This is a genomic window from Geodermatophilus sp. SYSU D01180, assembly GCF_054050415.1.
This window is the reverse complement of sequence record NZ_JBJGZH010000009.1, coordinates 119,942-146,556: the sequence shown is the minus strand read 5'-3', so window position 1 is coordinate 146,556 and position 26,615 is coordinate 119,942. Positions and strand designations below refer to the sequence as shown.

Here is a 26,615-nt window from a genome sequence, read left to right as displayed (position 1 = left end):
TCAGGCGCCCGGGCCCCCGAAGATCTCGATCCGGTCGCCGGGCGCCAGCGAGACGATGGCCCGCTTGGTGTCCTTGCGCTTGCCGAGCTTGTTGCCCCGGCTGCGCTTGCGCTTGCCCTGGCGGTTGATGGTGTTCACGCCGAGGACCTTCACGTTGAAGACCTGCTCGACCGCGATCTTGATCTGCGTCTTGTTGGCCTCGGGCAGCACCACGAACGTGTACTGGTTCTCGTCCAGCAGCCCGTAGCTCTTCTCCGAGATGACCGGCGACAGCAGGACGTCCCGGGGGTCGCGGACGCTCACGCCTTCTCCTCGGTGGTGTCGGTGGCCTCGTTCTGCTCGAGGTCCAGGTCGGTCGTGCCCTCAGCCGGCTGGATGGACGGGATGGCGCCGGGGATGTCCGGCGTCGTCAGGTCCGGCTTGGTCAGCGAGGTGCCGCCGTTGCCGCCGTGCGGGCCGGCCACGAACTCGGCGAGCGCGGTCTCGGTGAAGACCACCTCGTCGCTGACCAGGACGTCGTAGGTGTTGAGCTGGCCGGCCTCGATCAGGTGCACGCGCGGCTCGTTGCGCAGGCTCACCCAGTTGAGGACGTCGTCGCGGTCGAGGACCACGAGCACCCGCTTGGCGCCGGTGACGGCGTTCAGGGTGGCGATGGCCGCCTTGGTCTTCGGGGCGTCCCCGTCGACGAAGGTGGTGACGACGTGCACGCGGCCGTCGCGCGCCCGGTCGGAGAGGGCGCCGCGCAGGGCGGCGGCCTTCATCTTCTTGGGCGTGCGCTGCGAGTAGTCGCGCGGCTGGGGGCCGTGGACCGTGCCACCGCCGGTGAACTGCGGCGCGCGGATCGAGCCCTGGCGGGCGCGGCCGGTGCCCTTCTGGCGGTAGGGCTTGACGCCACCGCCGCTGACGGCGCCACGCGTCTTCGTCGCGTGGGTGCCCTGGCGGGCCGCGGCCAGCTGGGCGACGACGACCTGGTGCATGAGCGCGACGTTCGCGTTCGCGTCGAACAGGTCACCGGGCAGCGTGACGCTGCCGGAGGTCTCCCCCGCCGGCGTGCGGACGTCGACCTGGCGGTCGGCGCGCGCGGCCTCGGTCGCGGTCGACTGGGTCACTGGTTGTCACTCCCCACGGGACCGCCCTTGACGGCCGAGCGGACGAGCAGGAGCCCGCCCTTCGGGCCGGGGACGGCGCCCTTGATCAGGATGAGGCCGCGCTCGGTGTCGACCTTGTGGACGACGAGCGAGAGGGTCGTGGTCTTCACCGCGCCCATGCGCCCGGCCATCTTCAGGCCCTTGAACACGCGGCCGGGGGTGGAGGCGCCGCCGATGGAGCCGGGCGACCGGTGCTTGCGCTGGGTGCCGTGCGCCGCGCCGAGGCCCTTGAAGCCGTGGCGCTTCATGACGCCGGCGGTGCCCTTGCCCTTGCTGGTGCCGATGACGTCGACCTTGGCCACGCCGTCGAAGACCTCAGCGGTCAGCTCCTGGCCGACCGTGTACTGGCCGGCGTCCTCGGTGCGGAGCTCGACCAGGTGGCGGCGCGGCGTCACGCCGGCCTTGGCAAAGTGGCCACCCTCGGGCTTGTTCACCTTGCGGGGGTCGATCTCGCCGAAGCCGAGCTGGACGGCCGAGTAGCCGTCGACCTCGGGGGTGCGCACCTGCGTCACCACGTTCGGGCCCGCCTTAACGACGGTCACCGGCACGATGCGGTTGTTCTCGTCGAAGACCTGGGTCATCCCCAGCTTCTCGCCGAGGAGCCCGCGGAACGTACTCGCCATGACTGGACTCGGTCCCTTACTGGATGTTCACGTCGACCGAGGCCGGCAGGTCGATGCGCATGAGCGCGTCGACCGTCTTCGGCGTCGGATCGAGGATGTCGATGAGCCGCTTGTGCGTGCGCATCTCGAAGTGCTCGCGCGAGTCCTTGTACTTGTGCGGCGAGCGGATGACGCAGTACACGTTCTTCTCCGTCGGCAGCGGCACCGGGCCGACGACGCGCGCACCGGTCTTGGTGACCGTGTCGACGATGCGCCGCGCCGAGGCGTCGATGGCCTCGTGGTCGTAGGCCTTCAGCCTGATGCGGATCTTCTGTCCCGCCATCGCTGTCTCTCGCTCCTGCCGATCGCTGTTCTGCTAGCTGGGGAACGCCGGGTGCGTCCGGAACTCATCCGGTGCGGCCCCAGCGGGGAGGGTGGCGGTGCACACACGCAGCTCGCCCACCCGGGGACGGGCGGCGGCGCAGGGGTGCGCCGCCGCCCGTCAGGGGGTACTACTTGATGATCTTGGTGACGCGACCGGCGCCGACGGTGCGGCCACCCTCACGGATGGCGAACCGCAGGCCCTCCTCCATGGCGATCGGCTGGATCAGCTCGACCGTCATCTCGGTGTTGTCGCCCGGCATGACCATCTCGGTGCCGGCCGGCAGGGTCACGACGCCGGTGACGTCGGTCGTCCGGAAGTAGAACTGCGGACGGTAGTTGTTGAAGAACGGCGTGTGACGACCACCCTCGTCCTTCGAGAGGATGTAGACCGAACCCTCGAAGTTGGTGTGCGGGGTGATCGAGCCGGGCTTCACGACGACCTGGCCGCGCTCCACGTCCTCGCGCTTGATGCCGCGCAGCAGCAGACCGACGTTGTCGCCGGCCTGGCCCTGGTCGAGCAGCTTGCGGAACATCTCGACGCCGGTGACGGTGGTCTTGGTCGACGACGGACGGATGCCGACGATCTCGACCTCCTCCGACACCTTGACGATGCCGCGCTCCACGCGACCGGTGACGACGGTGCCGCGGCCGGTGATGGTGAAGACGTCCTCGACCGGCATGAGGAAGGGCTTGTCGATCTCACGCTGCGGCTCGGGGATCGCCGTGTCGACGGCGTCCATGAGCTCCATGAGCTTGTTGCCCCACTCGGCGTCGCCCTCGAGGGCCTTCAGCGCCGAGACGCGGACCACGGGGACGTCGTCACCCGGGAACTCGTACTCGGACAGCAGCTCGCGGACCTCCAGCTCGACGAGCTCGAGGATCTCCTCGTCGTCGACCATGTCGGCCTTGTTCAGCGCCACGACGATGTAGGGGACGCCGACCTGGCGGGCCAGGAGGACGTGCTCCTTGGTCTGCGGCATCGGGCCGTCGGTCGCGGCGACCACCAGGATGGCGCCGTCCATCTGCGCCGCACCGGTGATCATGTTCTTGATGTAGTCGGCGTGCCCGGGGCAGTCGACGTGCGCGTAGTGACGGTTCTCCGTCTGGTACTCGACGTGGGCGATCGAGATCGTGATGCCGCGGGCCTTCTCCTCGGGCGCCTTGTCGATCTGGTCGAAGGCCGACGCCTCGTTGAGGTCCGGGTACTTGTCGTGCAGCACCTTGGTGATCGCCGCGGTCAGCGTGGTCTTGCCGTGGTCGATGTGCCCGATGGTGCCGATGTTGACGTGCGGCTTGGTCCGCTCGAACTTGGCCTTGGCCACTGGGTTCCTCTCCTCGTGGTCTCGCGTAGTGCGCGAACTCTGGGGTGGGCTTGCTGGAAGTGCCGGCCGGGACGTGCCCCGGCCGGCGGGTCACTCGCCGGTGGCCTTGGCGATGATCTCCTTGGCCACGTTCTGCGGGACCTCGGCGTACGAGTCGAACACCATGGTGTAGCTCGCCCGCCCCTGGGTGCGGCTGCGCAGGTCGCCCACGTAGCCGAACATCTCCGAGAGCGGGACCAGGGCCCGGACGACGCGGGCGCCGGAGCGCTCCTCCATCGCCTGGATCATCCCGCGCCGGGAGTTCAGGTCGCCGATGACGTCACCCATGTAGTCCTCGGGCGTGACGACCTCGACGGCCATCATCGGCTCGAGCAGGGCCGGGCTGGCCTTGCGGGCGGCCTCCTTGAAGACCATCGAGCCGGCGATCTTGAAGGCCATCTCCGAGGAGTCGACCTCGTGGTACTGGCCGTCGACGAGGATCGCCTTGACCCCGACCATCGGGTAGCCGGCGAGGATGCCGTACTGCATGGCGTCCTGCATGCCCTGGTCGACCGAGGGGATGTACTCCTTCGGGATGCGACCACCGGTGACGGCGTTGACGAACTCGTAGGTCGGGCCGTCGCCGCTGACCTCGAGCGGCTCGATGCTGACCTGCACCTTGGCGAACTGGCCGGACCCACCCGTCTGCTTCTTGTGGGTGTAGTCGACCTTCTCGACCGCCTTGCGGATGGTCTCGCGGTAGGCGACCTGCGGCTTGCCGACGTTGGCCTCGACGCGGAACTCGCGCCGCATGCGGTCGACCAGGATCTCCAGGTGGAGCTCGCCCATGCCGGAGATGACGGTCTGGCCGGTCTCGTCGTCGAGGCGGACCTGGAAGGTCGGGTCCTCCTCGGCCAGCTTCTGGATGGCGGTGCCGAGCTTCTCCTGGTCGCCCTTGGTCTTGGGCTCGATGGCGACCGAGATGACCGGGGCCGGGAAGGTCATCGACTCGAGGATCACCGGGTTCTGCGGGTCGCAGAGGGTGTCACCCGTGGTCGTCTGCTTCAGGCCGACGACGGCGACGATCTGGCCGGCGCCCACGCCCTCGCGCTCCTCGCGCTTGTTGGCGTGCATCTGGTAGATCTTGCCGATCCGCTCCTTGCGGTCCTTGGTGCTGTTGAGCACCGGGGACCCGGAGTTGAGCCGGCCCGAGTAGACCCGGACGTAGGTCAGCTTGCCGAGGTGCTGGTCCGTCTGGATCTTGAAGGCCAGCGCCGAGAACGGCTCGTCCTCGTCGGCGTGCCGCAGGACCTCGGTCTCGCCGTCGAGGGCGGTGCCCACGATGGCCTCGATGTCCAGCGGGCTGGGCAGGTAGTCGACGACGGCGTCGAGCAGGGGCTGCACGCCCTTGTTCTTGAACGCCGTGCCGGTGAGCACCGGGTTGATCTGCGCGGCGATGGTCGCCTTGCGGATGGCGGCCTTGAGCTGGTCGACGGGGATGTCCTCGCCGCCCAGGTAGGCCTCCATGATCGCGTCGTCGGTCTCGGCGATCGTCTCGAGCAGCTTGTCGCGGTACTCGGCGGCCTGGTCGGCGAGCTCGGCGGGGATCTCCTCGACGGCGTAGTCCTCGCCCATCTTGGTCTCACCGCGCCAGGTGAGCGCGCGCATCTGCACCAGGTCGACGACGCCGACGAAGTCGGCCTCGGCGCCGATGGGCAGCTGCAGCACGGCCGGGTTGGCGCCGAGCCGCTCGACCATCATGTCGACGCAGCGGAAGAAGTTCGCGCCGGTCCGGTCGAGCTTGTTGACGAAGCACATGCGCGGGACGCCGTACTTCTCCGCCTGCCGCCAGACCTGCTCGGTCTGCGGCTCCACGCCGGCGACACCGTCGTAGACGGCCACGGCACCGTCGAGCACGCGCAGGGACCGCTCCACCTCGACGGTGAAGTCGACGTGTCCCGGGGTGTCGATGATGTTGATGTCGTGGTCGTTCCAGGAGCACTTCGTCGCGGCGGACGTGATGGTGATGCCGCGCTCCTGCTCCTGCTCCATCCAGTCCATCGTGGCCGCGCCGTCGTGGACCTCACCGATCTTGTAGTTGATACCGGTGTAGAAGAGGATGCGCTCGGTCGTCGTGGTCTTGCCCGCGTCGATGTGCGCCATGATCCCGATGTTGCGGGTCCTGGCGAGCTGGGCCTGGGTGTCGGCCATTCCTCACTCCTCTTTGTCTCTGGTCCGCGTGCGGGTACCGGGGGTGGCCCGGCGTTCCCGCCGGCGGGTGCTGGTGGACGGGGGTGTCACCAGCGGGGGTGCGACTACCAGCGGTAGTGCGCGAAGGCCTTGTTCGACTCGGCCATCTTGTGGGTGTCCTCGCGGCGCTTGACCGCGGCACCGAGGCCGTTGCTGGCGTCGAGCAGCTCGTTCATGAGGCGCTCGGTCATCGTCTTCTCGCGGCGCGCCCGGCTGTACTGGATCAGCCAGCGCAGGCCCAGGGTGGTGCTGCGGGAGGCGCGGACCTCGACCGGGACCTGGTAGGTCGCGCCACCGACTCGGCGGCTGCGGACCTCGAGGGCCGGCTTGACGTTGTCCAGCGCGCGCTTGAGCGTCACCACCGGGTCGGTGTCGGTCTTGGCGCGGCAGCCCTCCAGGGCGCCGTAGACGATCGACTCGGCGACCGAGCGCTTGCCGTCGACGAGGACCTTGTTCACCAGCTGGGTGACCAGCGGCGACTGGTAGACCGGGTCGTTGACCAGCGGACGGCGCGGCGCGGGGCCCTTGCGCGGCATGTCAGCTCTTCTCCTTCTTCGCGCCGTACCGGCTGCGAGCCTGCTTGCGGTTGCGGACACCCTGGGTGTCGAGCGAGCCGCGGATGATCTTGTAACGCACACCCGGGAGGTCCTTCACGCGGCCGCCGCGCACGAGCACCATCGAGTGCTCCTGCAGGTTGTGGCCGACGCCCGGGATGTAGGCGGTCACCTCGATGCCACTGGTGAGGCGGACGCGAGCGACCTTGCGGAGCGCCGAGTTCGGCTTCTTCGGCGTCGTGGTGTACACGCGGGTGCACACGCCTCGACGCTGAGGGGAGCCCTTCAACGCCGGGGTCTTGGTCTTCTCGACCTTGTCCTCGCGGCCCTTGCGGACCAGCTGGTTGATCGTGGGCATGGGTGGCCTGGATCTCCTACCTGCGCTGGGTCGTGCTGTGGACGGTGCTGCTGTCGTGTCGCCGGTGCCGGTCCTGCCGGGGTCGTCCGCCCTGGTCGCGAGCCACTCACCGGTCCCCGCGGTCGGGCGTGTCGCCTTCCCCAGGACCGGCCGGCGGTCGTACCGGACAGGTCGCCCCCCGCGACTCGGCGCCGCCACCTCCGGACACCGTCCTCCGTGGACGGCCCACCGGGGCGGACCCGCGGCCTGGAGGCGGACCTCCGGACACCCAGGCGCACCGCGAACGGGAGCAGGCCCAGGGCACCCTGGGCACGGCTGACCACGATACCCGCGTGCTGGGAGGCGGTCAAAGCCGGGTCCCGGGAGCCGAGCGGGCAGGGTCTGCCTGCCACCCGGGCCCGTTCGACGGGGACAACGACGCGGTGACGCCGGCCATTCCCGGCGGCCGCGGGGACCGTGCCGCACGGCCCCGGGGGAGGTCGCACCATACCGCGACCGGGCTCGCGCACCGGGGGACGTCGACGCGCCTCCCGTCCCGCGGTGGGCGCGCGACTGTCAGCCCCTCCCCCTACCGTCGGTCCCAACGAGACCACTCACCGCTACGGAGGTCCTGGTGCTGATCGACACGGCGCGCGAGCTCAAGGCGCGGCTGTCCGCCCGCCTGGCCGAGGGCTTCCCCCTGGTCCGGGCCAGCGACCTCGGCGGCCGCGTGTGGACGCGGCCGGCCATCGGGCTGGCACCGGTCGCCCCGGGGCGGGTGCACCTCGCGATCCGGGTGGCGGCGGAGGACGACGCCCGGGTGCTGCTCACCGACCTCGACGCCGTGGTGCGCGCGGAGATCGACGTCCGGGTGACCGGGCCGATAGTGCCGCTGTCCTCCCCCACCCCCGCCGAGCTCCAACGGCGCACCCGGCCGCTGCACCCGGGGCTGTCGGTGGCCCACCCCGCCGTGACGGCCGGGACGCTGGGCGGCTTCGTCCGGGTGGACGGCCGGCTGGCGATCCTGTCCAACAACCACGTCCTGGCGGCCAGCGACGCCGGCGAGGTCGGCGACGCCGTGCTGCAGCCGGGGCCGGCCGACGGTGGTGTCCCGGCCGACCGGGTGGCCACGCTGACCGCCTTCGAGCGCTTCACCGAGGGCCGCAACAAGGTCGACGCCGCCGTCGCCGTCCTGGACGCCGGCGTCGAGGCCGAGCCCGGCCGGGTCCCCGGCGGCCCGCTGGCCGCCACCGTGGCCGACGGGCTGGAGGTGGAGCCCGACGAGGAGGTCGAGAAGGTCGGCCGCACCACCGGGCACACCCGCGGGCGGGTCACCGCCGTCGAGGTGGACGGGGTCGCCGTCCAGTACGACGACGGAGTGCACGTCTTCGACGACCAGATCGAGATCGAGGGCCTGTCGGGGCCCTTCTCCGCCGGCGGGGACAGCGGCTCGGTCATCTGGCGCAGCGCCGACCGCGTCCCGCTGGGCCTGCTGTTCGCAGGCAGCGACCAGGGCGGCAGCAACGGCGCCGGGCTGACCTTCGCCAACCCCCTGTCGACCGTGCTGGCCACCCTGGGGGCGGAGTGGGTCGCCTCCTGACCTCCTCCTGAGGCCGTCCCCCAGGTCAGGGGGATGTCGCTCCGGGCGGGAACGAGGCACCATGGGGAGGTGACCGAGCCCGCACGGCCGTCCGGGACCTCCCTCGTCCCGGGCACCCGGCGCGCGGGCGTCAGCGAGGAGACCTCGTGACCGACCGTGCCGCCGCCCGCGCCGCCAAGGGCGTCCTCGCCGACCAGCTCTCCGCCCAGCCGGGGGTCGTCGGCATCGGCCTGGCCCGGCGGGACAGCGGCTACGTCGTGAAGGTCGACGTCGCCGACGCCGACGCGGCGGGCCTGGTCCCCCGCGACGTCGACGGCGTCCGGGTCGTCACCGAGGTCGTCGGGGTGATCCGCCCGCTGCGCAGCCGCACCGCCTGAGCCCCCGGCCCGCCCGCGCGCACCCGCTACGGTCGCCGGAGGCGCCGACGCGGGCGCCGCCGACCAGAGGAGTGCAGGTGCGCATCGGCATCCAGGCCAGTTACGCGGGGGGTTTCCAGGAGACGGCGGCGGAGATCGTCGACCTCGAGGCCGCCGGGCTCGACCTCGCGATGTGCGCGGAGGTCTACACCTTCGACGCCGTCAGCCAGCTCGGGTACCTGGCGGCGGTCACGGAGCGGGTCGAGCTGATGAGCGCGATCCTCCCGGTCTACAGCCGGACGCCGGCCCTGACGGCCATGACCGCCGCTGGGCTGGACTTCGTCTCCGGCGGGCGGTTCACCCTCGGCCTGGGCGCCTCCGGCCCGCAGGTGATCGAGGGCTGGCACGGCGTCCCCTACGACGCTCCGCTGCAGCGCACCCGCGAGGTCGTGGAGATCTGCCGGCAGGTGTGGCGCCGCGAGCGGCTCGTGCACGAGGGGCCCAAGTACACGGTGCCGCTGCCGGCCGAGCAGGGCACCGGCCTGGGCAAGCCGCTGAAGCTGATCAACACCCCGGTGCGCGAGCGCATCCCGGTGATGCTCGCCGCGCTCGGCCCCAAGAACGTGGAGCTCGCCGCCGAGATCGCCGAGGTCTGGGAGCCGATCTGGTTCATGCCCGAGCGCGCTGACGACGTCTGGGGCGACTCGCTGCGTGCCGGGAAGGCCAAGCGGGACGCCGCGCTCGGGGACCTGCAGGTGATCTGCGGCGTCCCGGTGGCGATCGGCGAGGACGTCGACCACCTGCACGACCTGGTGCGGCCGCAGCTGGCCCTCTACGTCGGCGGCATGGGCGCCCGGGGCAAGAACTTCTACAACGACCTCGCCCGCCGCTACGGCTACGAGGAGGCCGCCACCACCGTCCAGGACCTCTACCTGGACGGGAAGAAGGACGAGGCTGCCGCGGCGCTGCCCGAGGAGTTCGTCCGCAAGGTGTCGCTGATCGGGCCGGAGTCGTACGTGGCCGAGCGGGTGGCCGCCTACGCGGAGGCCGGCGTCACCACCATCGCCCTGCAGCCCCTCGACGACAGCCGCGAGGGCCGGCTGCGCACGGTGGAGACCATGCGGAAGCTGGCCGACCGCTAGTCCGGCGTTGCGTCACGTGACGCGGCCGCTCCCCTGACGCGGAGAAGGGCCCCCAGGTCGGTGACCTGGGGGCCCTTCTCATGCACCACCGGGGATCAGCCCCGCCAGTCGTACTCCTCGAGGCGCACGGCCTCACCGGAGCCCGCCCCGAAGACGTCCGGGCTGTAGTACTGCCCGTCGTCGTACCCGGCCATCGTGTAGACGGCGGCGCGGGCCTCCTCGGTCGGCTCGACCGTGATGTTCCGGTAGCGGCTGATGCCCGTACCTGCCGGGATCAGCTTGCCGATGATCACGTTCTCCTTGAGGCCGAGGAGCGAGTCGCTCTTGCCCTGGATCGCGGCGTCGGTGAGCACCTTGGTCGTCTCCTGGAAGGAGGCGGCCGACAGCCACGACTCGGTCGCGAGCGAGGCCTTGGTGATGCCCATGAGCACCGGACGTGCCGAGGCCGGCTCGCCGCCCTCGGCGACGACGCGGCGGTTCTCGGTCTCGAACAGCGTCCGCTCGACCAGCGCACCGGGGAGGAACTCCGTGGCGCCCGAGTCGATGATGGTCACCCGCTTCAGCATCTGGCGGATGATCACCTCGATGTGCTTGTCGTGGATCGACACGCCCTGGCTGCGGTAGACCTCCTGGACCTCGCGGACCAGGTGCAGCTGCACCTCGCGCGGGCCCATGATCCGCAGCACCTCGTGCGGGTCCACCGCACCCTCGGTGAGCTGCTCGCCGACCTCGACGTGGGAGCCGTCCTCGACCCGCAGCCGCGACCGGCGCGACAGCTTGTCGTAGACGACCTCGTCGGAGCCGTCGTCCGGGGTGATCGTGAGCTTGCGGAACTGCTCGCCGTCCTCGATCCGGACGGAGCCGGCCAGCTCGGCGATCGGGGCCTTGCCCTTGGGGACGCGGGCCTCGAAGAGCTCCACGACACGCGGCAGACCGTGGGTGATGTCCTCACCCGCGACACCACCGGTGTGGAAGGTGCGCATCGTCAGCTGGGTGCCGGGCTCACCGATCGACTGGGCGGCGATGATGCCGACCGCCTCGCCGACGTCGACGAGCTTGCCGGTGGCCAGCGACCGGCCGTAGCAGGTCGCGCAGGTGCCCAGCAGGGACTCGCAGGTCAGGACGCAGCGGACCTTGACCTCGGCGACGCCGGCGTCGACCAGCTGGCCGATCAGCACGTCACCCAGGTCCTGGCCGGCCTGCGCGATCAGCGTGCCGTCCTCGGCCACCACGTCGGCGGCCAGGGAGCGGGCGTAGACGCTGGTCTCGACGTGCGCGTCCCGGGTCAGGACACCGTCGACGACGGTCGCGATCGGCATGACCACGCCGCGCTCGGTGCCGCAGTCCTCCTCGCGGATGATGACGTCCTGCGAGACGTCGACCAGCCGGCGGGTGAGGTACCCGGAGTCAGCGGTCCGCAGGGCGGTGTCGGCCAGACCCTTGCGCGCACCGTGGGTGGAGATGAAGTACTCCAGCACGGACAGACCCTCCCGGAAGTTGGCCTTGATCGGCCGCGGGATGATCTCGCCCTTCGGGTTGGCCACCAGGCCGCGCATGCCGGCGATCTGGCTGATCTGCATCATGTTGCCTCGGGCGCCCGAGTTGACCATGACCCAGACCGGGTTGGTGGTCGGGAAGTTGTCCACCATCGCCTGCGAGACCTCGGCCCGCGCGCGGGTCCAGATCTCGATCAGCTCGCCACGGCGCTCGGCGTCGGTGATGACACCGCGCTCGTACTGCCGCTCGATGCCGCGCGCCTCGGCCTCGTGCCGGTCGAGGATCTCCTGCTTGGCCGGCGGGGTGACGACGTCGTCGATGGCGATCGTGACGCCCGAGCGGGTCGCCCAGCGGAAGCCGGCCGACTTGAGGGCGTCCAGCGTCGCCGCGACCTGCACCTTGGGGTAGCGCTCGGCGAGGTCGTTGACGATCGCCCCGAGCTCCTTCTTCGGCACCTGGTAGTTGACGAAGCGGTAGTCCTCGGGCAGGGCCTCGTTGAACAGCACCCGGCCCAGGCTGGTCTCGACCAGCGCCGGGGCACCCGGGGTCCAGTCCTCGGGCTGGGTCCAGGCCTCGTTGACCTTGCCGTTGTCGACGCCGAACACCTCGTCGAGGCGGATCAGCGCGCGCTCCTGCAGGGCCAGGGCGCCCTTGTCGAACGCCATGATCGCCTCGGCCGTCGACCCGAAGGCCGCCGGACGGCCACCGTCGGCCTCGTGCCGGCTCGGCACCAGGGTGGTCAGGTGGTACAGGCCCAGCACCATGTCCTGGGTCGGCGCGGTGATCGGGCGACCGTCGGCCGGGCTCAGGATGTTGTTGCTGGACAGCATGAGGATGCGGGCCTCGGCCTGCGCCTCCGCCGACAGCGGCAGGTGGACCGCCATCTGGTCACCGTCGAAGTCGGCGTTGAAGGCCGTGCAGACCAGCGGGTGGATCTGGATGGCCTTGCCCTCGACCAGCTGCGGCTCGAAGGCCTGGATGCCCAGGCGGTGCAGCGTCGGCGCCCGGTTCAGCAGCACCGGGTGCTCGGTGATGACCTCCTCGAGCACGTCCCAGACGACGGGACGGGCGCGCTCGACCATGCGCTTGGCGGACTTGATGTTCTGCGCGTGGTTGAGGTCGACCAGCCGCTTCATGACGAAGGGCTTGAACAGCTCGAGCGCCATCTGCTTGGGCAGGCCGCACTGGTGCAGCTTCAGCTGCGGGCCGACGACGATGACCGAGCGGCCGGAGTAGTCGACGCGCTTGCCGAGCAGGTTCTGGCGGAACCGGCCCTGCTTGCCCTTGAGCAGGTCGCTCAGGGACTTCAGGGGGCGGTTGCCCGGGCCGGTGACCGGACGGCCGCGGCGGCCGTTGTCGAACAGCGCGTCCACGGACTCCTGGAGCATCCGCTTCTCGTTGTTCACGATGATCTCGGGCGCGCCGAGGTCGAGCAGCCGCTTGAGCCGGTTGTTCCGGTTGATGACCCGGCGGTACAGGTCGTTCATGTCGCTGGTGGCGAAGCGGCCACCGTCGAGCTGCACCATCGGGCGCAGGTCCGGCGGGATGACCGGGACGCAGTCCAGCACCATGCCCATGGGCGAGTTGCGGGTCTGCTGGAACGCCGCGACGACCTTGAGCCGCTTGAGGGCCCGCAGCTTGCGCTGGCCCTTGCCGCTGCGGATGGTCTCGCGCAGCGAGGCGGCCTCGGCGTCGAGGTCGAAGTCGGCCAGCAGCTTCTGCAGGGCCGCGGCACCCATGCCGCCCTCGAAGTACTCGCCGAACCGGTCGCGCAGCTCCCGGTACAGGCCCTCGTCGGCGATGAGCTGCTTGACCTCGAGCTTGCGGAAGGTGTCGAGCACCTCCTCGAGGCGGTCGATCTCCCGCTGGGCGCGGTCGCGCAGCTGGCGCATCTCGCGCTCGCCGCCCTCGCGCACCTTGCGGCGGACGTCGGACTTGGCGCCCTCCGCCTCGAGCTCGGCCAGGTCGGCCTCGAGCTTCTGCTGGCGGGCCTCGACGTCGGCGTCGCGCCGGCTCTCGAGGTTGTGCTTCTCGGCGCTGATCTCGGCCTCGATGGTCGGGAGGTCGCGGTGGCGCGCCTCGTCGTCGACCGAGGTGATCAGGTAGGCGGCGAAGTAGATGATCTTCTCGAGGTCCTTGGGCGCCAGGTCGAGCAGGTAGCCCAGGCGCGAGGGGACGCCCTTGAAGAACCAGATGTGGGTGACCGGCGCGGCCAGCTCGATGTGGCCCATCCGCTCGCGGCGGACCTTGGCCCGGGTCACCTCGACGCCGCAGCGCTCACAGATGATGCCCTTGAAGCGGACGCGCTTGTACTTGCCGCAGTAGCACTCCCAGTCCCGCGTGGGACCGAAGATCTTCTCGCAGAAGAGACCGTCCTTCTCCGGGCGCAGCGTCCGGTAGTTGATGGTCTCGGGCTTCTTCACCTCACCGTGCGACCACTGGCGGATGTCGTCGCCGGTGGCCAGACCGATGCGGAGCTCGTCGAAGAAGTTGACGTCGAGCACTGAGTGGACCCCTTTCCCGGGGCTCGTTACTGCACTTCTAGTCGTTGGCTGGGGACGCCGGCCGGCCCGTCACGCAGAGGGCCGGCCGGCGGCCGATCACACGTCCTCGACGCTGGAGGGCTCGCGGCGGGACAGGTCGATGCCCAGCTCCTCCGCGGCCCGGAACACCTCGTCGTCGGTGTCGCGCAGCTCGATCGCCTGCCCGTCGCCGGACAGCACCTCGACGTTGAGGCACAGCGACTGCAGCTCCTTGAGCAACACCTTGAACGACTCGGGGATGCCCGGCTCGGGGATGTTCTCGCCCTTGACGATGGCCTCGTAGACCTTGACGCGGCCCAGGATGTCGTCGGACTTGATGGTCAGCAGCTCCTGCAGCGCGTAGGCCGCGCCGTAGGCCTGCATCGCCCAGCACTCCATCTCACCGAAGCGCTGGCCACCGAACTGCGCCTTACCACCCAGCGGCTGCTGCGTGATCATCGAGTAGGGGCCGGTCGACCGGGCGTGGATCTTGTCGTCGACCAGGTGCAGCAGCTTCAGGATGTAGACGTAGCCCACCGAGATCGCCTCGGGGAACGGCTCCCCGGAGCGGCCGTCGAACAGCCGCGCCTTGCCGGTCTCCTGCACCATCCGGTTGCCGTCGCGGTTGGGGATCGTCGAGCCGAGCAGGCCGATGATCTCCTCCTCGCGGGCACCGTCGAACACCGGCGTCGCGGTCCGGGTGCCCGGCTCCGCCTGGCGCGCCTGCTCGGGCAGGTTGGCCGCCCACTCCGGGGTGCCCTCGACCTGCCAGCCGGACTTGGCGATCCACCCGAGGTGGGTCTCCAGGACCTGGCCGACGTTCATCCGGCCCGGGACGCCGAGCGGGTTGAGGACGATGTCCACCGGGGTGCCGTCCTCGAGGAACGGCATGTCCTCCTGCGGCAGGATCTTCGCGATGACGCCCTTGTTGCCGTGGCGCCCCGCGAGCTTGTCGCCGTCGGAGATCTTGCGCATCTGGGCGACGTAGACGCGGATCAGCTCGTTGACGCCGGCGGGCAGCTCGTCGCCGTCCTCGCGGGAGAACACGCGGACGCCGATGACCTTGCCGGACTCGCCGTGCTTGACCTTCAGCGACGTGTCGCGGACCTCGCGGGCCTTCTCACCGAAGATCGCCCGCAGCAGCCGCTCCTCGGGGGTCAGCTCGGTCTCGCCCTTGGGCGTGACCTTGCCGACGAGGATGTCGCCGGGGACGACCTCGGCACCGATGCGGATGATGCCGCGCTCGTCGAGGTCGGCGAGGACCTCCTCGGAGACGTTCGGGATGTCCCGGGTGATCTCCTCGGCACCGAGCTTGGTGTCGCGGGCGTCGACCTCGAACTCCTCGATGTGGATCGAGGACAGGACGTCGTCCTGCACGAGGCGCTGCGACAGGATGATCGCGTCCTCGTAGTTGTGGCCCTCCCACGGCATGAAGGCGACGAGCAGGTTCTTGCCCAGCGCCATCTCGCCCTGGTCGGTGCACGGCCCGTCGGCGATGACCTGGCCGACCTCGACCCGCTGGCCCTCGTCGACGACGGGGGTCTGGTTGATCGAGGTGCCCTGGTTCGAGCGGCGGAACTTCAGCAGCCGGTAGGTCTGCCGGGTGCCGTCGTCGGCCATGACGGTGACGTAGTCGGCGGTCGAGTCCTCGACCACACCGGCCTTCTCCGCCACGACGACGTCGCCGGCGTCGACGGCGGCCCGCAGCTCCATGCCGGTGCCGACCAGCGGCGCCTCGCTGCGCAGCAGCGGGACGGCCTGGCGCTGCATGTTCGCGCCCATGAGCGCGCGGTTGGCGTCGTCGTGCTCGAGGAACGGGATCATCGCCGTCGCGACCGAGGTCATCTGCCGCGGCGAGACGTCCATGTAGTCGACCTGCTCGGGCGACAGGTAGTCGACCTCACCGCCCTTGGTGCGGACCAGGACCCGCTCCTCGGCGAACCGGCCCTGGGCGTCCAGCGGCGAGTTGGCCTGGGCGACGACGAAGCGGTCCTCCTCGTCGGCGGTCAGGTAGTCGATGTGGTCGGTGACCACGCCGTTCTCGACCCGGCGGTACGGGGTCTCGATGAAGCCGAACGCGTTGACCCGGCCGTAGGCCGACAGCGAGCCGATCAGGCCGATGTTCGGGCCTTCCGGGGTCTCGATCGGGCACATCCGGCCGTAGTGGCTCGGGTGCACGTCGCGGACCTCCATGCCGGCCCGCTCACGGGACAGACCACCCGGGCCCAGCGCCGACAGGCGGCGCTTGTGGGTCAGGCCCGCGAGCGGGTTGGTCTGGTCCATGAACTGGGACAGCTGGCTGGTGCCGAAGAACTCCTTGATGGAGGCGACGACCGGCCGGATGTTGATCAGGGTCTGCGGCGTGATCGCCTCGACGTCCTGGGTGGTCATCCGCTCGCGGACGACGCGCTCCATGCGGGAGAGGCCGACCCGGATCTGGTTCTGGATCAGCTCGCCGACGGTGCGCAGGCGGCGGTTGCCGAAGTGGTCGATGTCGTCGACGCCGTGGTCGGGCTCGCCGGCGTGCAGCCGCACGACGTACTCGATGGTGGCGACGATGTCGTCCTCGGTCAGCGTCAGGGTGCCCTGCGGGACCTCGACGCCGAGCTTCTTGTTCACCTTGTAGCGGCCGACCTTCGCCAGGTCGTAGCGCTTCGGGTTGAAGAAGAGGTTCTCCAGCAGCGCCTGGGCGCTCTCCCGCGTCGGCGGCTCGCCCGGCCGCAGCTTGCGGTAGATGTCGAGCAGGGCCTCGTCCTGCCCGGCGATGTGGTCCTTCTCCAGGGTGGCGAGGACGGTGGGCGACCACTGGAAGTGCTCGCGGATGCGGTCCTCGGTCCAGCCCAGCGCCTTGAGCAGCACGGTGACCGGCTGGCGGCGCTTGCGGTCGATGCGGACGCCGACGGTGTCGCGCTTGTCGACGTCGAACTCCAGCCACGCACCACGGCTGGGGATGACCTTGGCGCTGAAGACGTCCTTGTCGGAGGTCTTGTCCAGGGTCTTGTCGAAGTAGACCCCGGGGCTGCGCACGAGCTGCGAGACGACCACGCGCTCGGTCCCGTTGATGACGAACGTGCCCTTGTTCGTCATGATCGGGAAGTCGCCCATGAACACCGTCTGGCTCTTGATCTCGCCGGTGGTGTTGTTCATGAACTCGGCGGTGACGAACAGCGGCGCCGCGTAGGTCATGTCCTTGTCCTTGCACTCCTCGAGGGACGCCTTGACGTCCTCGAAGCGCGGGTTGGAGAAGGACAGCGACATCGAGCCGCTGAAGTCCTCGATCGGGGAGATCTCCTCGAGGATCTCGGCCAGGCCGCCGACGGCGGTCGCCTGCTCCTCGGGCGAGAGGGTGGCGCGCCACTCGGGGCTGCCAACCAGCCAGTCGAAGGACGCGGTCTGCAGGGCGAGCAGATCCGGCACCTCGAGGGGCTCGGAGATCTTCGCGAACGAGACGCGCCGCGGCGCGCCGGGGATCTTCTGCTGGTCGGCCTCTCCGGTGCGGGGGCCGGCCTGGGGAGTCTGGTTCTGCTGGCCGAAGCCGCCGGACTCGGTCGTGCTGGGGGAGATGCTGGTGGGGCGAGAGCCTGCCAAGATGCGTCCTTCCAAGGACCTCACGACGTGCGGGCGGTGGGTGCGGGTTCGTCCTGGGTCGTCGTCGGTGATGGCGGGGCTGTCCGCGGCGTCCGGCCCGCTGGGGGAACGGGTGTCGCCCAGGTGCCGGGAGGGGATCCCGGGCAGCCCAGGTGACCCGTCTCGGCGGGCAGGCAGTCAGGGGGCAGCGCAACAGAGAACCCTACCCCTGCTCGCGCACGCTGTCCACGTCGGGGGGTGGGGGGCGAGCCCCGCCACACTCCCGGGAAGGACGGCGTCCGGCAGACCGGGTGGCGTTCCGCGTCGCCATGATGCCAGCCCGGGGGCCCCGTTGTCTCCGCCACGCCGCGCGGAGCGCGGGCCGGCCCGGGCCGGCGGCCCCGTCTCAGCTGGTCGTGAGCAGGGTCAGGTCGCTGATCTTCCAGTCGCCGTCGACCCGCGCCAGCTGCACCTGGACGGTCTGGGTGCACGACTGCGCGCCCTCCGGGGTGACCGTGCACTCCGACCCCTCGGGGGCTGGTTGGGTGCCGCTGTTCACCGACTCGACGACGTACTGGCCGAAGACGACGACGGTCGCGCTGTCCTGGTCGTCGGAGACCTGCTGCAGGCCGACGTCGAGCACCTCGTACCGCGTGGTGGCCGACACCTGCTCGTAGGTGTCGACGATCCCGCCCTGCGAGAGGTCCTGCTCGTACTGGTCGCGCAGGTCGCCGGTCAGGACGTCGAGCTTGCGCTGCACGCTGCCCTCGGAGTCCCGGTAGTCGTAGGCGTAGAGGGCCTGCACGTCCTCGCGCGCCGCGGCGAACACCGACGGCGAGACGGACGCGGGGTCCAGCCGCTGCCAGGCCAGGACGCCGACCAGCCCGGCGGCGAGCACGCACAGCACCGCGAGGACCGCCACCAGCGGCAGCCGGCGACGACGGCGCGGCGCCGGCCCGGCGGCGGCGCGAGTGTGCGCCGGGCGCTCGGCGCGGGCGCGGCGGGAGCCGTGCCGGGCGGGGGTCTCCTCGGCGGCGGTCCCGGTGCTGCCGGTCCCGTCCGGAGCGGGCGCCGGGGCCTCGGCCAGCGAGACGGCCGCGGCGTCGCCGCCCACCTGTCCGGGCCGGGCCCGGCGCCGGCCGGTGGCGGTCTCCGCGGCCGGCGCCGCCTCGGGGACGGGCACCTCGGTGACGGGCACCTCGGTGACGGGGACCTGCGGTGCCGCCTGGGCGCGGGGCTCCTCCCGGTCCCGGCGGCTGCCGGCCACCCGGGGGCGCGGGGACGGGCGGGGGCGGTCCGCGCGCGGGCGGGGCGTGGGGCGGGGGCGCTCCCCCGGGGTCTCGCTCACGCCGTCACCTCCCCGAGATCCCGGACAGCAGCCAGCGGCCGTCCTCGCGCACGAGCTCCACCTGGATGCGGTAGCGCAGCATCTGGGCCTGCGGGCCGGCGGTGCTCCGCTGCGTCGACTGGATGACCAGCAGCACGGTGCCCGAGTCCTCGTCGGCGCTGACCACGCCCGCGCCGACGACCTCGGTCTGCACGACCGCCTGGGCGTCGACCAGCTCCTGCCGCCGGTCCTGCAGCTGGGCGAGCGACTCGTCGCGCAGGTCGCCGGTGGCCACGCGGCGGACCTGCGCGATGTCGTCGTCGATGGTGACCGCGTCGAAGGAGGTCAGGTCGACGATCCCCGAGCGGGCCGCCTGCAGCACCTGCACGTAGCTGTCGGTGCGCACCGGCGACTCGTCCTCGCGGCTCAGCCACAGCCACCCGGCCGCGCCGAGCAGCAGGACCAGCAGCACCGCGAGCACGGGCACCAGCGGGACCGACAGCCGGCGGCGGGCGCGCGGTGCGGCGTCGTCGTCGGCGTCGTCAGCGGCGTCGTCGTCGCCGGGGCCGGCGGTGTCGCCGTCGCCGGCCACCGCGTCCTCGGGAGCGGCGTGGCGGGCCCGCCGTCGGCCGCGGCGGCCGGCCGGCGCGTCCCCGGCGGCGGAGGGATCGGCGGCGGCCTCGTCGGGGGCCGTCCCGGTGTCCTGCCCGGCGCGCGTCACCGCGTCCTCCTCTCGTCCCGTGCTGTGTCGAGTGCTCTGCGTGATGAGCATGACGTACTCAGCCCGCCGTCCGTGCGAAGGGGAGGGCACCGAGCAGGCCGCCGAGCACGTCGTCGACCACCGACGCCACCGGTGCGCCGGCACCGGCCTGACCCTGCGGGCCGGGCGAGCCGACGCCGCCGTCGCGGCCGATGTTCTGCTCGCCGCGGATGTTGGAGCCCGACTCGTCCACCCCGTCGCCCGGGCTCGGGTCGGCGCCGTTGACGACGTCGCAGCCGATCGGGTCGACGTCCAGCCCGGCCACGGACGCGGGGCTCGACAGCTGCCCGGTGGAGACGTAGCCGCTGGTGCAGGCCCGCGGGTCGTTGCTGTTGAGGACGAGGCCGAAGTGGGCGCGCATCGTGCCGCCGTCGTCGCGGACGACGCTGAACCCGCCGCTGACCGCGTCGGGGTAGGTGACGAGCATCTGCTCGACGCCGTCGAGCCGGGGGATGGTGACGCCGTTGAGGACGTCGACGTGGCGCACCAGGGAGCCCAGGCCGGGCCCGGCGTCGTCGACGAGGTCCTGCAGCGCCGCCCCGGCGTCGGGCGCGTTGACGACCAGGCCGCGCAGGTCGGGGTCGATGTCGACCAGCGTGTCGCTGACCGCGCGCAGGTCCTCGGCCCACTGCTCGATCGCCGAGCGGCTCTCGGCCTGCGTCTGCAGCACGGTCTGCCCGTCGGTGATCAGCTGCAGCGTCTGCGGCAGCGACTCCTCGGCGCGGGCCAGCAGCAGGTCGCCGTTGTCGATGAGCCGGGTCAGGTCGTCGCCGGCGCCGGCGAAGGCGCGGCCGAGCTCGTCGACGACGACGCGCAGGTCCTCGGGGTCGATCGAGGTGACCAGCCGGTCCACGTTGAGCAGCAGCTGCTCGACCGGGATCGGGATGGCCGTGCGCGATTGCGGGATGACCGCGCCGTCGGCCAGGTACGGCCCGTCGGCGGTGGCCGGGCGCAGGTCCACGTACTGCTCGCCGACGGCGCTGCGGGTGGCCACGACGGCGTCGGTGTCGGCGGGGATCGGGTCGGCGTCGGGGTCGGGGTCGATGGTCAGCATGACCCGGACGCCGTCGTCGGTGAGCTGCATGTCGGTGACCCGGCCGACGGCGACGCCCCGGTAGGTGACCTCGGCGTTGACGAAGATGCCGCCGGAGTCGGCGAAGTCGGCGGCGACGTCGTAGCCGCTGCCGAGCAGCACCCGGTCCAGGCCCACGTAGTTGAAGCCGACGTAGGAGATGCCCAGCAGCGCGACCGCGGTGAACGCGAGCAGCTGCAGCTTGACCTTGCGGGTGATCACGGCGTTCCTCCCGTCGGGATGCCCGGCATCCCGGGCAGGCCGGCCGGCGCGCCGCCGGTGCCGTCCCCGAGGACGGTGCCGGCCAGCCCGCCCAGCCCGGGGGCGAGCGACTGCGCCGGCGACGACGACCCGGTGCCGGTGCCGCCGGCGTTGCCCGGCGGGGTGCCGGCGGTGCCGCAGGTGCCGCCGACCAGGTCCTGCGGGTCGAGGGTCTCCAGGCCGCCGGTGACCGGGTCGACGACGTAGCGGCACAGCAGCTCGCGCAGGTCGAGGTTCAGGTTGGCGGTCATGTTGGTGAACAGGCCGTAGCCGCCGGTCCGCGCGTCGGGCCGGTACTGCAGCGCCGAGAGCGAGCTGGCCGGGAACGGGTAGGTGAGCAGCAGGTCCAGCGATTCGGCGAGGTCGGGCCCCGCGGCGGCCAGCTGGGTGAGGATCGGCTGCAGCAGCTGCAGGTCGGCCACGGTGTCCGCGCCGGCCTGGTCGATCACGCGGGTGCCGACGTCGCCGAGGCGGGACAGGCTGTCGAGCATCGAGACGAGCAGGTCGCGCTGCTCGGTGACGACGTCGAGGCCCGGGCCGATGGTGTCCAGCGCCGTCTCGATGGTCTCCGTGCGGGCGGCGAGGGACTCGGCCAGCGCGTCCACGCTGTCCAGCGCCCGGCCGATCTCGTCGCGCTGCTGGTCGAGGCTGGCGATGAACGTGTCGAGCTGGGTGAGGGTGGCGCGGACGGCGTCCTCGCGGCCCTCGAGCGCGTCGCCCAGCTCCCGGCTGATCGTCTGCAGCTGCGCCAGCCCGCCGCCGTTGAGCACCAGCGACAGCGCGCCGAGGAGCTCCTCCACCTCGACGTTGCGGTTGGTGCGGTCCAGGCCGATCAGCGCGCCGTCGGTGAGCTCGCCGGTGGGCGTCTCGGTGCCCGGGGCGGCCAGCTCCACGTACTTCTCCCCGAGCAGCGAGGACTGCTGGATCATCGCGACCGCGTTGGCCGGCAGGTCGACGTCGCCGTTGATCTCGACGGTGACCAGGGCGGTCCAGTCCTCTCCCAGCGACACGTCCTCCACCCGGCCGACCGGCACGTCGGCGACGCGGACGCCGGCCTGCGGGACGAGGTCCAGGACGTCGAGGAACTGGATCTGCACCGTGTACGGGTCGTCGCCCACGTCGGCGCCACCGGGCAGGTCGAGGGAGTAGGCGCCGCGGAAGCCGCACCCGGCCAGCAGCAGCACCCCGGCGCCCAGCGCGGCGACCCGCCGGACCGGCCCGGTCACTGCTGCGCCCCCGGCACCGGCGGCAGGCCGACCAGCGGGGTGCCGCCGGCCTGCGGGGCGGCGCTGCGGCCGAACAGCGTGCCGAGCAGCTCCTGCAGGTCGGGCACGCCGTTGCCGTTGAGGTCGTCGAGCTGACCGTCGTTGCCGGGGTCGCCCGACAGCAGCCGCAGGCAGATCTGCTCGGTCGGCGGCAGCTGCAGGAACGCGGTCAGGTCGGTGAGGCTCACCCCGGCGATCTGCAGCCGGCCGGCCTGGGCCAGCAGCTGGCAGACCACGACCTCCGGGTTGGCCGACCCCAGCGAGTTGTCGCGGGTGTCGAGCGTGCCGTAGTCGGGGTTGTAGGCGTGCGCGACGTTGCCCAGCGTCGCGGGGGCGACGTCGAGCACCTCGGCCAGCGCCTGCCGCTGCTGGACCAGGGTGAGGGTGACGTCGGCCAGCCGGTCGACGTTCGTCGTCAGCAGGGCGGTGTTGGTCTGCACGAACGTCGCGATCTCCCCCAGCGCCTGGGACAGCAGCCGCACCGCGGCGGCGAGGTCCTCGCGCTCGCCCTCCAGCTGGGCGGCGACGGCGGCCATGGTGGTGTTGAACTGGCCGACCTGGGTGTCGATCGTGGCCAGCGCCGAGGTGAACGCCTGCAGGTTCTCCACCGACCCGAACAGGTCGTCGCGGTTCTCCGACAGCGTCTGCACCGCGGTCGAGAACCCGGTCAGCGTCCGGTTGAGCGCGTCGCCGTTGCCCTCGAGGTTGTCCGCGCCGGTGGCCAGCAGGTCCTGCAGTGCGCCGTCGGCGTTGGCGCCGGTCGGGCCGAGGGCGGCCGAGAGCTCGTCGAGGGCGCCGTAGACCGCGTCCAGCTCGACCGGCGTGGCCGTGCGCGACAGGTCCAGCTCGGCGCCGTCCTCCATCGTCGGGCCGCCGTCGTAGGCCGGGGAGAACTGCACGTACCGGTCGCTGACCAGCGACGGCGCGAGGATGACCGCGTCGGCGTCGGCCGGGATGTCGTACTCGTCGTCGACGAGCATGTCGACGCGCACCCGGTCGCCCATCGGGACGACGTCGGTGATCTCGCCGACGTCGATGCCGAGGACCCGCACGTCCCCGCCCGGGTACACGCCCACGGCCTGGCCGAAGTACGCGGTGACCCGGATCTGGCCGGCCGGCCGCAGGATCGTCCAGCCCAGGGCGGCCACGAGGACCACCGCGGCTGCCAGCGCCACGCCGCGCTGCAGGGTCCCGCTCACTGCCCCTCCTCGCACGACACCAGGCCGCCGGGGACCTGCGCCGCGCCCCCGCAGAGCACCGACCCGACGGCGCCGGGCAGCAGGTTCTCCACGAAGCTGTCGAACCAGCGGCCGTTGCCCAGGGTGTTGGTGAAGACCCGGACGAAGGGCGCCAGGTTGGCGACGGTCTCCCCGAGGGCCTGGCGGTTGCGCGACAGGATGTCCGTGACGGCCGCCAGCTGCTGCAGCGCCGGGGTGAGGGCCTCGCGGTTGTCCGCCACCAGGCCGGTCAGCTGCTGGGCCAGCGTCTGGGTGTTGGTGAGGATCGAGTCGATCAGCGCCCGGCGCTCCTGCACCTCGGTGAGCAGGGTGTTGGAGTCCAGGATCAGCTGGGTGAACTCGCCGTTGCGATCGGCCAGGACCTGGGTCACGTCCCGGGTGGCCGACAGCAGCTCGCGCAGCTGGGCGTCCCGCGAGGCGATGGTGTCCGACAGCCGGGCCAGCCCGTCCAGGGAGGTGCGGACCTCGTCGGGGGTGTCGGCGAAGGTCTCCGACAGCACCTCGAAGGAGCTCGCCAGCTGGGCGGTGTCGATGTCGTCGACGGTGGTGGACAGGTCCGCGAAGGCCTCGACGACGTCGTAGGGCGAGGCGGTGCGCTGCAGCGGGATGCGCTGGTCGGGGTCCAGCGGCGTCGCGCCGCGCGGGACCAGCGCCAGGTACTTCGCGCCGAGCACCGTCTCGATCTTGATGGCCGCCTCGGACCGGTCCCCGACGAACGCGTCGCGGACGCGGAACTCGACGGTGACCGCGCCGTCCTCCAGCGCCAGGCTCTCGACCTGGCCGACCTTGACGCCGGCGACGCGCACCGGGTCGTCGGGCCGCAGGCCGGCGGCCTCGGAGAACTGGGCGCGGTAGACGGTGCCGCCGCCGATGAGCGGCAGCGACCGGGCGTTGAAGGCCAGCAGCACCAGCAGCGCGATCAGCGAGAGGCTGACCGCCCCGATGACGACCGGGTTCCGGTCGCGGAACGGCTTGGCCGGACGGCGGGCCATCAGCACCCCCTCGCGCCGGAGGACAGCCCGCCTGCGGGGATGGTGCTCGGCTCGCTCGCGCCGGGCAGGGTGACCGTGCCGGACGCCCCGCACATGTAGAAGTTGAACCAGCTGCCGTTGACGGCGGTCCGCGTGATCAGGTCGATCTTGGTCGGGGCGAGCTGCAGGAAGTCCTCCAGGACGTCGCCGGTGTCGGCGAGGTTGCCGGCCAGGTCGCCGAGGCCCTCGATGTCCGCGGCCAGCGGGGCGCGGGCGTCCTCGAGCAGCCCGGCGGTGCTCACCGCCAGGCCGTCGATGGTCTGCAGCGAGTCGAAGATCGCGTCGCGGTCCTCGCTCAGCCCGGAGACGAACTGCTGCAGCGAGACGACCAGGGACGACAGCTGCTCGTCCCGGGCGGCGACCGTGCCCATCACCGAGGTCAGGTTGTCGATGACGCTGCCGATGACGGCGTCCTTGTCCGCGAGCGAGGAGGTCAGCGAGCCGACGTGGCCGAGCAGGCTCTCCACGGTGCCGCCCTCGCCCTGGAACACCTGGATGATCTCGAAGGACAGCCGGTTGACGTCCTGCGGCGACAGGGCCTGGAACAGCGGCTGGAACCCGCCGAACAGCGTGGTGAGGTCCAGCGCGGGCTTCGTCTGGGCCAGCGGGATGGTGTCGCCCTCATCGAGGGTGCGCCCGGCCGACCCCTCCCCCTCGGTCAGCGCGACGTACCGCTGGCCGACGAGGTTGCGGTAGCGGATGGTCGCCAGCACCGAGGTGGGCAGCGGGACGTCGGCGTCGACCGCGACGGTCACCTCGGCCACCGGCCGGTCGGTCTGGTCGGACAGGCCGATGGCGGTCACCTGGCCCACCCGGACGCCGGCGATGCGCACCTCGTCGCCCTCCACCAGGCCGGCGACGTCGGCGAACTGCGCCCGGTACTCCAGCGGCTCGCCGTATCCGGCGTTGGTGATGGTGCTGACCAGGACGTAGCTGGCGAGCACGGTGACCAGGGCGAAGACGGCCAGCTTGGTCAGCGGCGCGGCGAGGCCCCTCATCGCAGCGCCACCTGGGTCCCCCGCAGCAGCGGCGCCATCGTGGAGGCGGCCAGGTCGGAGACCTCGCGGGGGTCCACGCCGGTCTGGTAGCCGAGGATGCTGCGCACGAAGTCGAGTTCCGCCGTCGACCCGGCCAGCTGCCCCGGCATCGAGTTCCCGAAGGCGGACAGGTCGGTGGTGACGTTGCCGTCGGGCTCCCCGGCGCCGGCGGGGACGTCCTCGGGTCCGCGGCCGCCCAGGCAGTTGGGGTTTCCGCTGTACGGGTTGTCCACCGAGTCGACGCCGTCCACCGGCGGCACCGGGCAGTAGTACTCGCCCCGGTCGGCTGCCGCGATGATCGCGTCGATGTCGTCCAGGCCCTGGCAGTCGGGCCCGGACCGGTCGAGGTAGGCCGGCTGGTCGCCGGGCTGGTACGGGTTGCGCGGCGGCAGCGTCACGGTGATGTCCAGGTTCAGCGCGGGGTCGCCGTCGCCGCCGAAGGCCTCGGTGATCATCGGCTTGAAGCGGGCCAGGCCGTCGAGCAGGCAGGGGTACTCCGGTGAGTACTCGGCGAACAGGCCGAGCACCGGCCGCGAGGTGGCGGCCAGCGAGATGAGGTCCTGCTCGTTGGTCTCCAGGAAGCCGGCCGCCGTCGCCGAGGAGGCGCCGACGACGGTGAACGTGCGCCGCAGCTGCTCGGACTGGTCCACCAGCGTCCGCGACGTCACCGCCAGGTCGTCCAGCACCGCGAGCAGGTCGTCGGCGGCGGAGGTGTAGGTGTCGGCGACGTCGGCCAGCCCGCTGATGTCGGCCTGCAGCTCGGGCAGCACGGTGTTGAGCTCGCCGACGTAGCTGCCGATCGAGGCGAGGTTCTCCCCCAGCTGGTCGCCGCGGCCGCGCAGCGCCGAGGCCACCGCGCCGAGGGTGTAGCTGAGGTCCTGCGGCTGCACCGCCCGCAGCAGCGGCAGCAGGTCGTCGATGACCCGCTGCAGCTCGACGGCGTTCTCGGTGCGGTCCTGGCCGATCTCGTCGCCGTCGGCCAGCCGCTCCCCCGAGGGCCGCTCGGGCACCACGAGGGACACGTAGCGCTCGCCGAACAGCGTCTTGGGCAGCAGCCGGGCGGTGACGTCGGCGGGGATCCGGTCCAGGAACTCGGGCCGGATGGCGAGCTCGATCGTCGCGCCCTCGGCGCCGGCGTCGACCGAGCGCACCTCGCCGACGATCACCCCGCGCACCTTGACGTCGGAGGCCTCCTGCAACTGGTTGCCCACGGTGTCGGCGTGCAGCACCACGCGCGCGGTGTCGGTGAACGCCTTGGTGTAGAGCGCCACGGTCAGCGCCAGCAGCATCACCAGGACGACGAGGAACGCCACGCCCTGCAGCCGCCGGCGCACCACCGCGCCCCTGCCCCCGCTCATCGCCCG

The 26,615-nt window shown here is 71.6% G+C and carries 21 protein-coding genes; 3 read left to right on the top strand and 18 right to left on the bottom strand.

The window, feature by feature from the left end; translation table 11 throughout:
• From rplW to rpsL, 8 genes are all read right to left on the bottom strand, one after another.
• On the bottom strand, window positions 1-303 hold the full coding sequence (rplW, locus tag ACI8AA_RS10940) for a 50S ribosomal protein L23 (protein WP_100497379.1): 303 nt from the start codon (window positions 301-303) through the stop codon (window positions 1-3).
• Window positions 300-1,109 carry a 50S ribosomal protein L4 gene (gene rplD, locus ACI8AA_RS10935; protein ID WP_457044463.1) on the bottom strand — a complete coding sequence of 270 codons (810 nt, stop codon included), beginning with the start codon at window positions 1,107-1,109 and terminating at the stop codon, window positions 300-302. The genes rplW and rplD overlap by 4 nt, the downstream gene beginning before the upstream one ends.
• Window positions 1,106-1,771: a 50S ribosomal protein L3 gene (gene rplC, locus ACI8AA_RS10930; protein ID WP_456929502.1), complete on the bottom strand. Its 666-nt coding sequence runs from the start codon at window positions 1,769-1,771 to the stop codon at window positions 1,106-1,108. The genes rplD and rplC overlap by 4 nt, the downstream gene beginning before the upstream one ends.
• A 16-nt stretch (window positions 1,772-1,787) precedes the next feature.
• Window positions 1,788-2,093 carry a 30S ribosomal protein S10 gene (rpsJ, locus tag ACI8AA_RS10925; RefSeq protein ID WP_014742859.1) on the bottom strand — a complete coding sequence of 102 codons (306 nt, stop codon included), beginning with the start codon at window positions 2,091-2,093 and terminating at the stop codon, window positions 1,788-1,790.
• A 169-nt stretch (window positions 2,094-2,262) separates the two neighbouring features.
• Window positions 2,263-3,456, bottom strand: coding sequence for an elongation factor Tu (gene tuf / locus ACI8AA_RS10920; RefSeq protein WP_456893474.1), 1,194 nt, complete (start codon window positions 3,454-3,456; stop codon window positions 2,263-2,265).
• A gap of 90 nt (window positions 3,457-3,546) precedes the next feature.
• Complete coding sequence (gene fusA, locus ACI8AA_RS10915; protein ID WP_457044462.1) at window positions 3,547-5,646, bottom strand: elongation factor G; 2,100 nt, start codon at window positions 5,644-5,646, stop codon at window positions 3,547-3,549.
• A 104-nt stretch (window positions 5,647-5,750) separates the two neighbouring features.
• The gene (rpsG, locus tag ACI8AA_RS10910) at window positions 5,751-6,221 is read right to left on the bottom strand and encodes a 30S ribosomal protein S7 (protein ID WP_075013303.1); all 471 of its coding nucleotides are present in this window, start codon (window positions 6,219-6,221) and stop codon (window positions 5,751-5,753) included.
• Window position 6,222: 1 nt separating this feature from the next.
• A complete protein-coding gene (gene rpsL / locus ACI8AA_RS10905; protein ID WP_012950487.1) occupies window positions 6,223-6,597 on the bottom strand; it encodes a 30S ribosomal protein S12 in 375 nt (124 codons plus the stop codon).
• A 613-nt stretch (window positions 6,598-7,210) separates the two neighbouring features.
• Here rpsL and ACI8AA_RS10900 point away from each other — a divergent pair.
• The 3 genes from ACI8AA_RS10900 (at window position 7,211) to ACI8AA_RS10890 (ending at window position 9,674) form a co-directional block, all read left to right on the top strand.
• Window positions 7,211-8,176: a hypothetical protein gene (locus ACI8AA_RS10900; protein ID WP_457044461.1), complete on the top strand. Its 966-nt coding sequence runs from the start codon at window positions 7,211-7,213 to the stop codon at window positions 8,174-8,176.
• 146 nt (window positions 8,177-8,322) lie between these two features.
• On the top strand, window positions 8,323-8,553 hold the full coding sequence (locus ACI8AA_RS10895) for a hypothetical protein (RefSeq protein ID WP_387987762.1): 231 nt from the start codon (window positions 8,323-8,325) through the stop codon (window positions 8,551-8,553).
• A 77-nt stretch (window positions 8,554-8,630) separates the two neighbouring features.
• A complete protein-coding gene (locus ACI8AA_RS10890; RefSeq protein WP_457044460.1) occupies window positions 8,631-9,674 on the top strand; it encodes an LLM class F420-dependent oxidoreductase in 1,044 nt (347 codons plus the stop codon).
• 95 nt (window positions 9,675-9,769) lie between these two features.
• Here the strand turns inward: ACI8AA_RS10890 and ACI8AA_RS10885 are convergent, their stop codons facing one another.
• The 10 genes from ACI8AA_RS10885 to ACI8AA_RS10840 form a co-directional block, all read right to left on the bottom strand.
• Window positions 9,770-13,675 carry a DNA-directed RNA polymerase subunit beta' gene (locus ACI8AA_RS10885; protein ID WP_457044459.1) on the bottom strand — a complete coding sequence of 1,302 codons (3,906 nt, stop codon included), beginning with the start codon at window positions 13,673-13,675 and terminating at the stop codon, window positions 9,770-9,772.
• A gap of 96 nt (window positions 13,676-13,771) precedes the next feature.
• Window positions 13,772-17,281 carry a DNA-directed RNA polymerase subunit beta gene (gene rpoB / locus ACI8AA_RS10880; protein ID WP_457044458.1) on the bottom strand — a complete coding sequence of 1,170 codons (3,510 nt, stop codon included), beginning with the start codon at window positions 17,279-17,281 and terminating at the stop codon, window positions 13,772-13,774.
• A gap of 385 nt (window positions 17,282-17,666) precedes the next feature.
• On the bottom strand, window positions 17,667-18,608 hold the full coding sequence (locus ACI8AA_RS10875) for a hypothetical protein (protein ID WP_457044457.1): 942 nt from the start codon (window positions 18,606-18,608) through the stop codon (window positions 17,667-17,669).
• Between the two features lie 4 nt (window positions 18,609-18,612).
• A complete protein-coding gene (locus ACI8AA_RS10870; protein ID WP_457044456.1) occupies window positions 18,613-19,308 on the bottom strand; it encodes a hypothetical protein in 696 nt (231 codons plus the stop codon).
• A gap of 58 nt (window positions 19,309-19,366) precedes the next feature.
• The gene (locus tag ACI8AA_RS10865) at window positions 19,367-20,641 is read right to left on the bottom strand and encodes an MCE family protein (protein WP_457044455.1); all 1,275 of its coding nucleotides are present in this window, start codon (window positions 20,639-20,641) and stop codon (window positions 19,367-19,369) included.
• Complete coding sequence (locus ACI8AA_RS10860) at window positions 20,638-21,906, bottom strand: MCE family protein (protein ID WP_457044454.1); 1,269 nt, start codon at window positions 21,904-21,906, stop codon at window positions 20,638-20,640. The genes ACI8AA_RS10865 and ACI8AA_RS10860 overlap by 4 nt, the downstream gene beginning before the upstream one ends.
• Window positions 21,903-23,144, bottom strand: coding sequence for an MCE family protein (locus tag ACI8AA_RS10855; protein WP_457044453.1), 1,242 nt, complete (start codon window positions 23,142-23,144; stop codon window positions 21,903-21,905). Before ACI8AA_RS10855 ends, ACI8AA_RS10860 begins: the two co-directional genes overlap by 4 nt.
• Window positions 23,141-24,175, bottom strand: coding sequence for an MCE family protein (locus ACI8AA_RS10850; RefSeq protein ID WP_457044452.1), 1,035 nt, complete (start codon window positions 24,173-24,175; stop codon window positions 23,141-23,143). Before ACI8AA_RS10850 ends, ACI8AA_RS10855 begins: the two co-directional genes overlap by 4 nt.
• Window positions 24,175-25,212, bottom strand: a complete 1,038-nt coding sequence (locus tag ACI8AA_RS10845) for an MCE family protein (protein ID WP_457044451.1) — start codon at window positions 25,210-25,212, stop codon at window positions 24,175-24,177. Before ACI8AA_RS10845 ends, ACI8AA_RS10850 begins: the two co-directional genes overlap by 1 nt.
• A complete protein-coding gene (locus tag ACI8AA_RS10840; protein ID WP_457044450.1) occupies window positions 25,209-26,609 on the bottom strand; it encodes an MCE family protein in 1,401 nt (466 codons plus the stop codon). Before ACI8AA_RS10840 ends, ACI8AA_RS10845 begins: the two co-directional genes overlap by 4 nt.
• Window positions 26,610-26,615: the final 6 nt, after the last annotated feature.

Excerpts from the sequence above, each read along its gene's own strand:
- rpsL (WP_012950487.1), bottom strand. The coding sequence starts at position 6,597 with ATGCCCACGATCAACCAGCTGGTCCGCAAGGGCCGCGAGGACAAGGTC.
- ACI8AA_RS10845 (WP_457044451.1), bottom strand. The coding sequence starts at position 25,212 with ATGAGGGGCCTCGCCGCGCCGCTGACCAAGCTGGCCGTCTTCGCCCTG.
- fusA (WP_457044462.1), bottom strand. The coding sequence starts at position 5,646 with ATGGCCGACACCCAGGCCCAGCTCGCCAGGACCCGCAACATCGGGATC.
- ACI8AA_RS10850 (WP_457044452.1), bottom strand. The coding sequence starts at position 24,175 with ATGGCCCGCCGTCCGGCCAAGCCGTTCCGCGACCGGAACCCGGTCGTC.
- ACI8AA_RS10840 (WP_457044450.1), bottom strand. The coding sequence starts at position 26,609 with ATGAGCGGGGGCAGGGGCGCGGTGGTGCGCCGGCGGCTGCAGGGCGTG.
- rpsJ (WP_014742859.1), bottom strand. The coding sequence starts at position 2,093 with ATGGCGGGACAGAAGATCCGCATCAGGCTGAAGGCCTACGACCACGAG.
- rpsG (WP_075013303.1), bottom strand. The coding sequence starts at position 6,221 with ATGCCGCGCAAGGGCCCCGCGCCGCGCCGTCCGCTGGTCAACGACCCG.
- rplC (WP_456929502.1), bottom strand. The coding sequence starts at position 1,771 with ATGGCGAGTACGTTCCGCGGGCTCCTCGGCGAGAAGCTGGGGATGACC.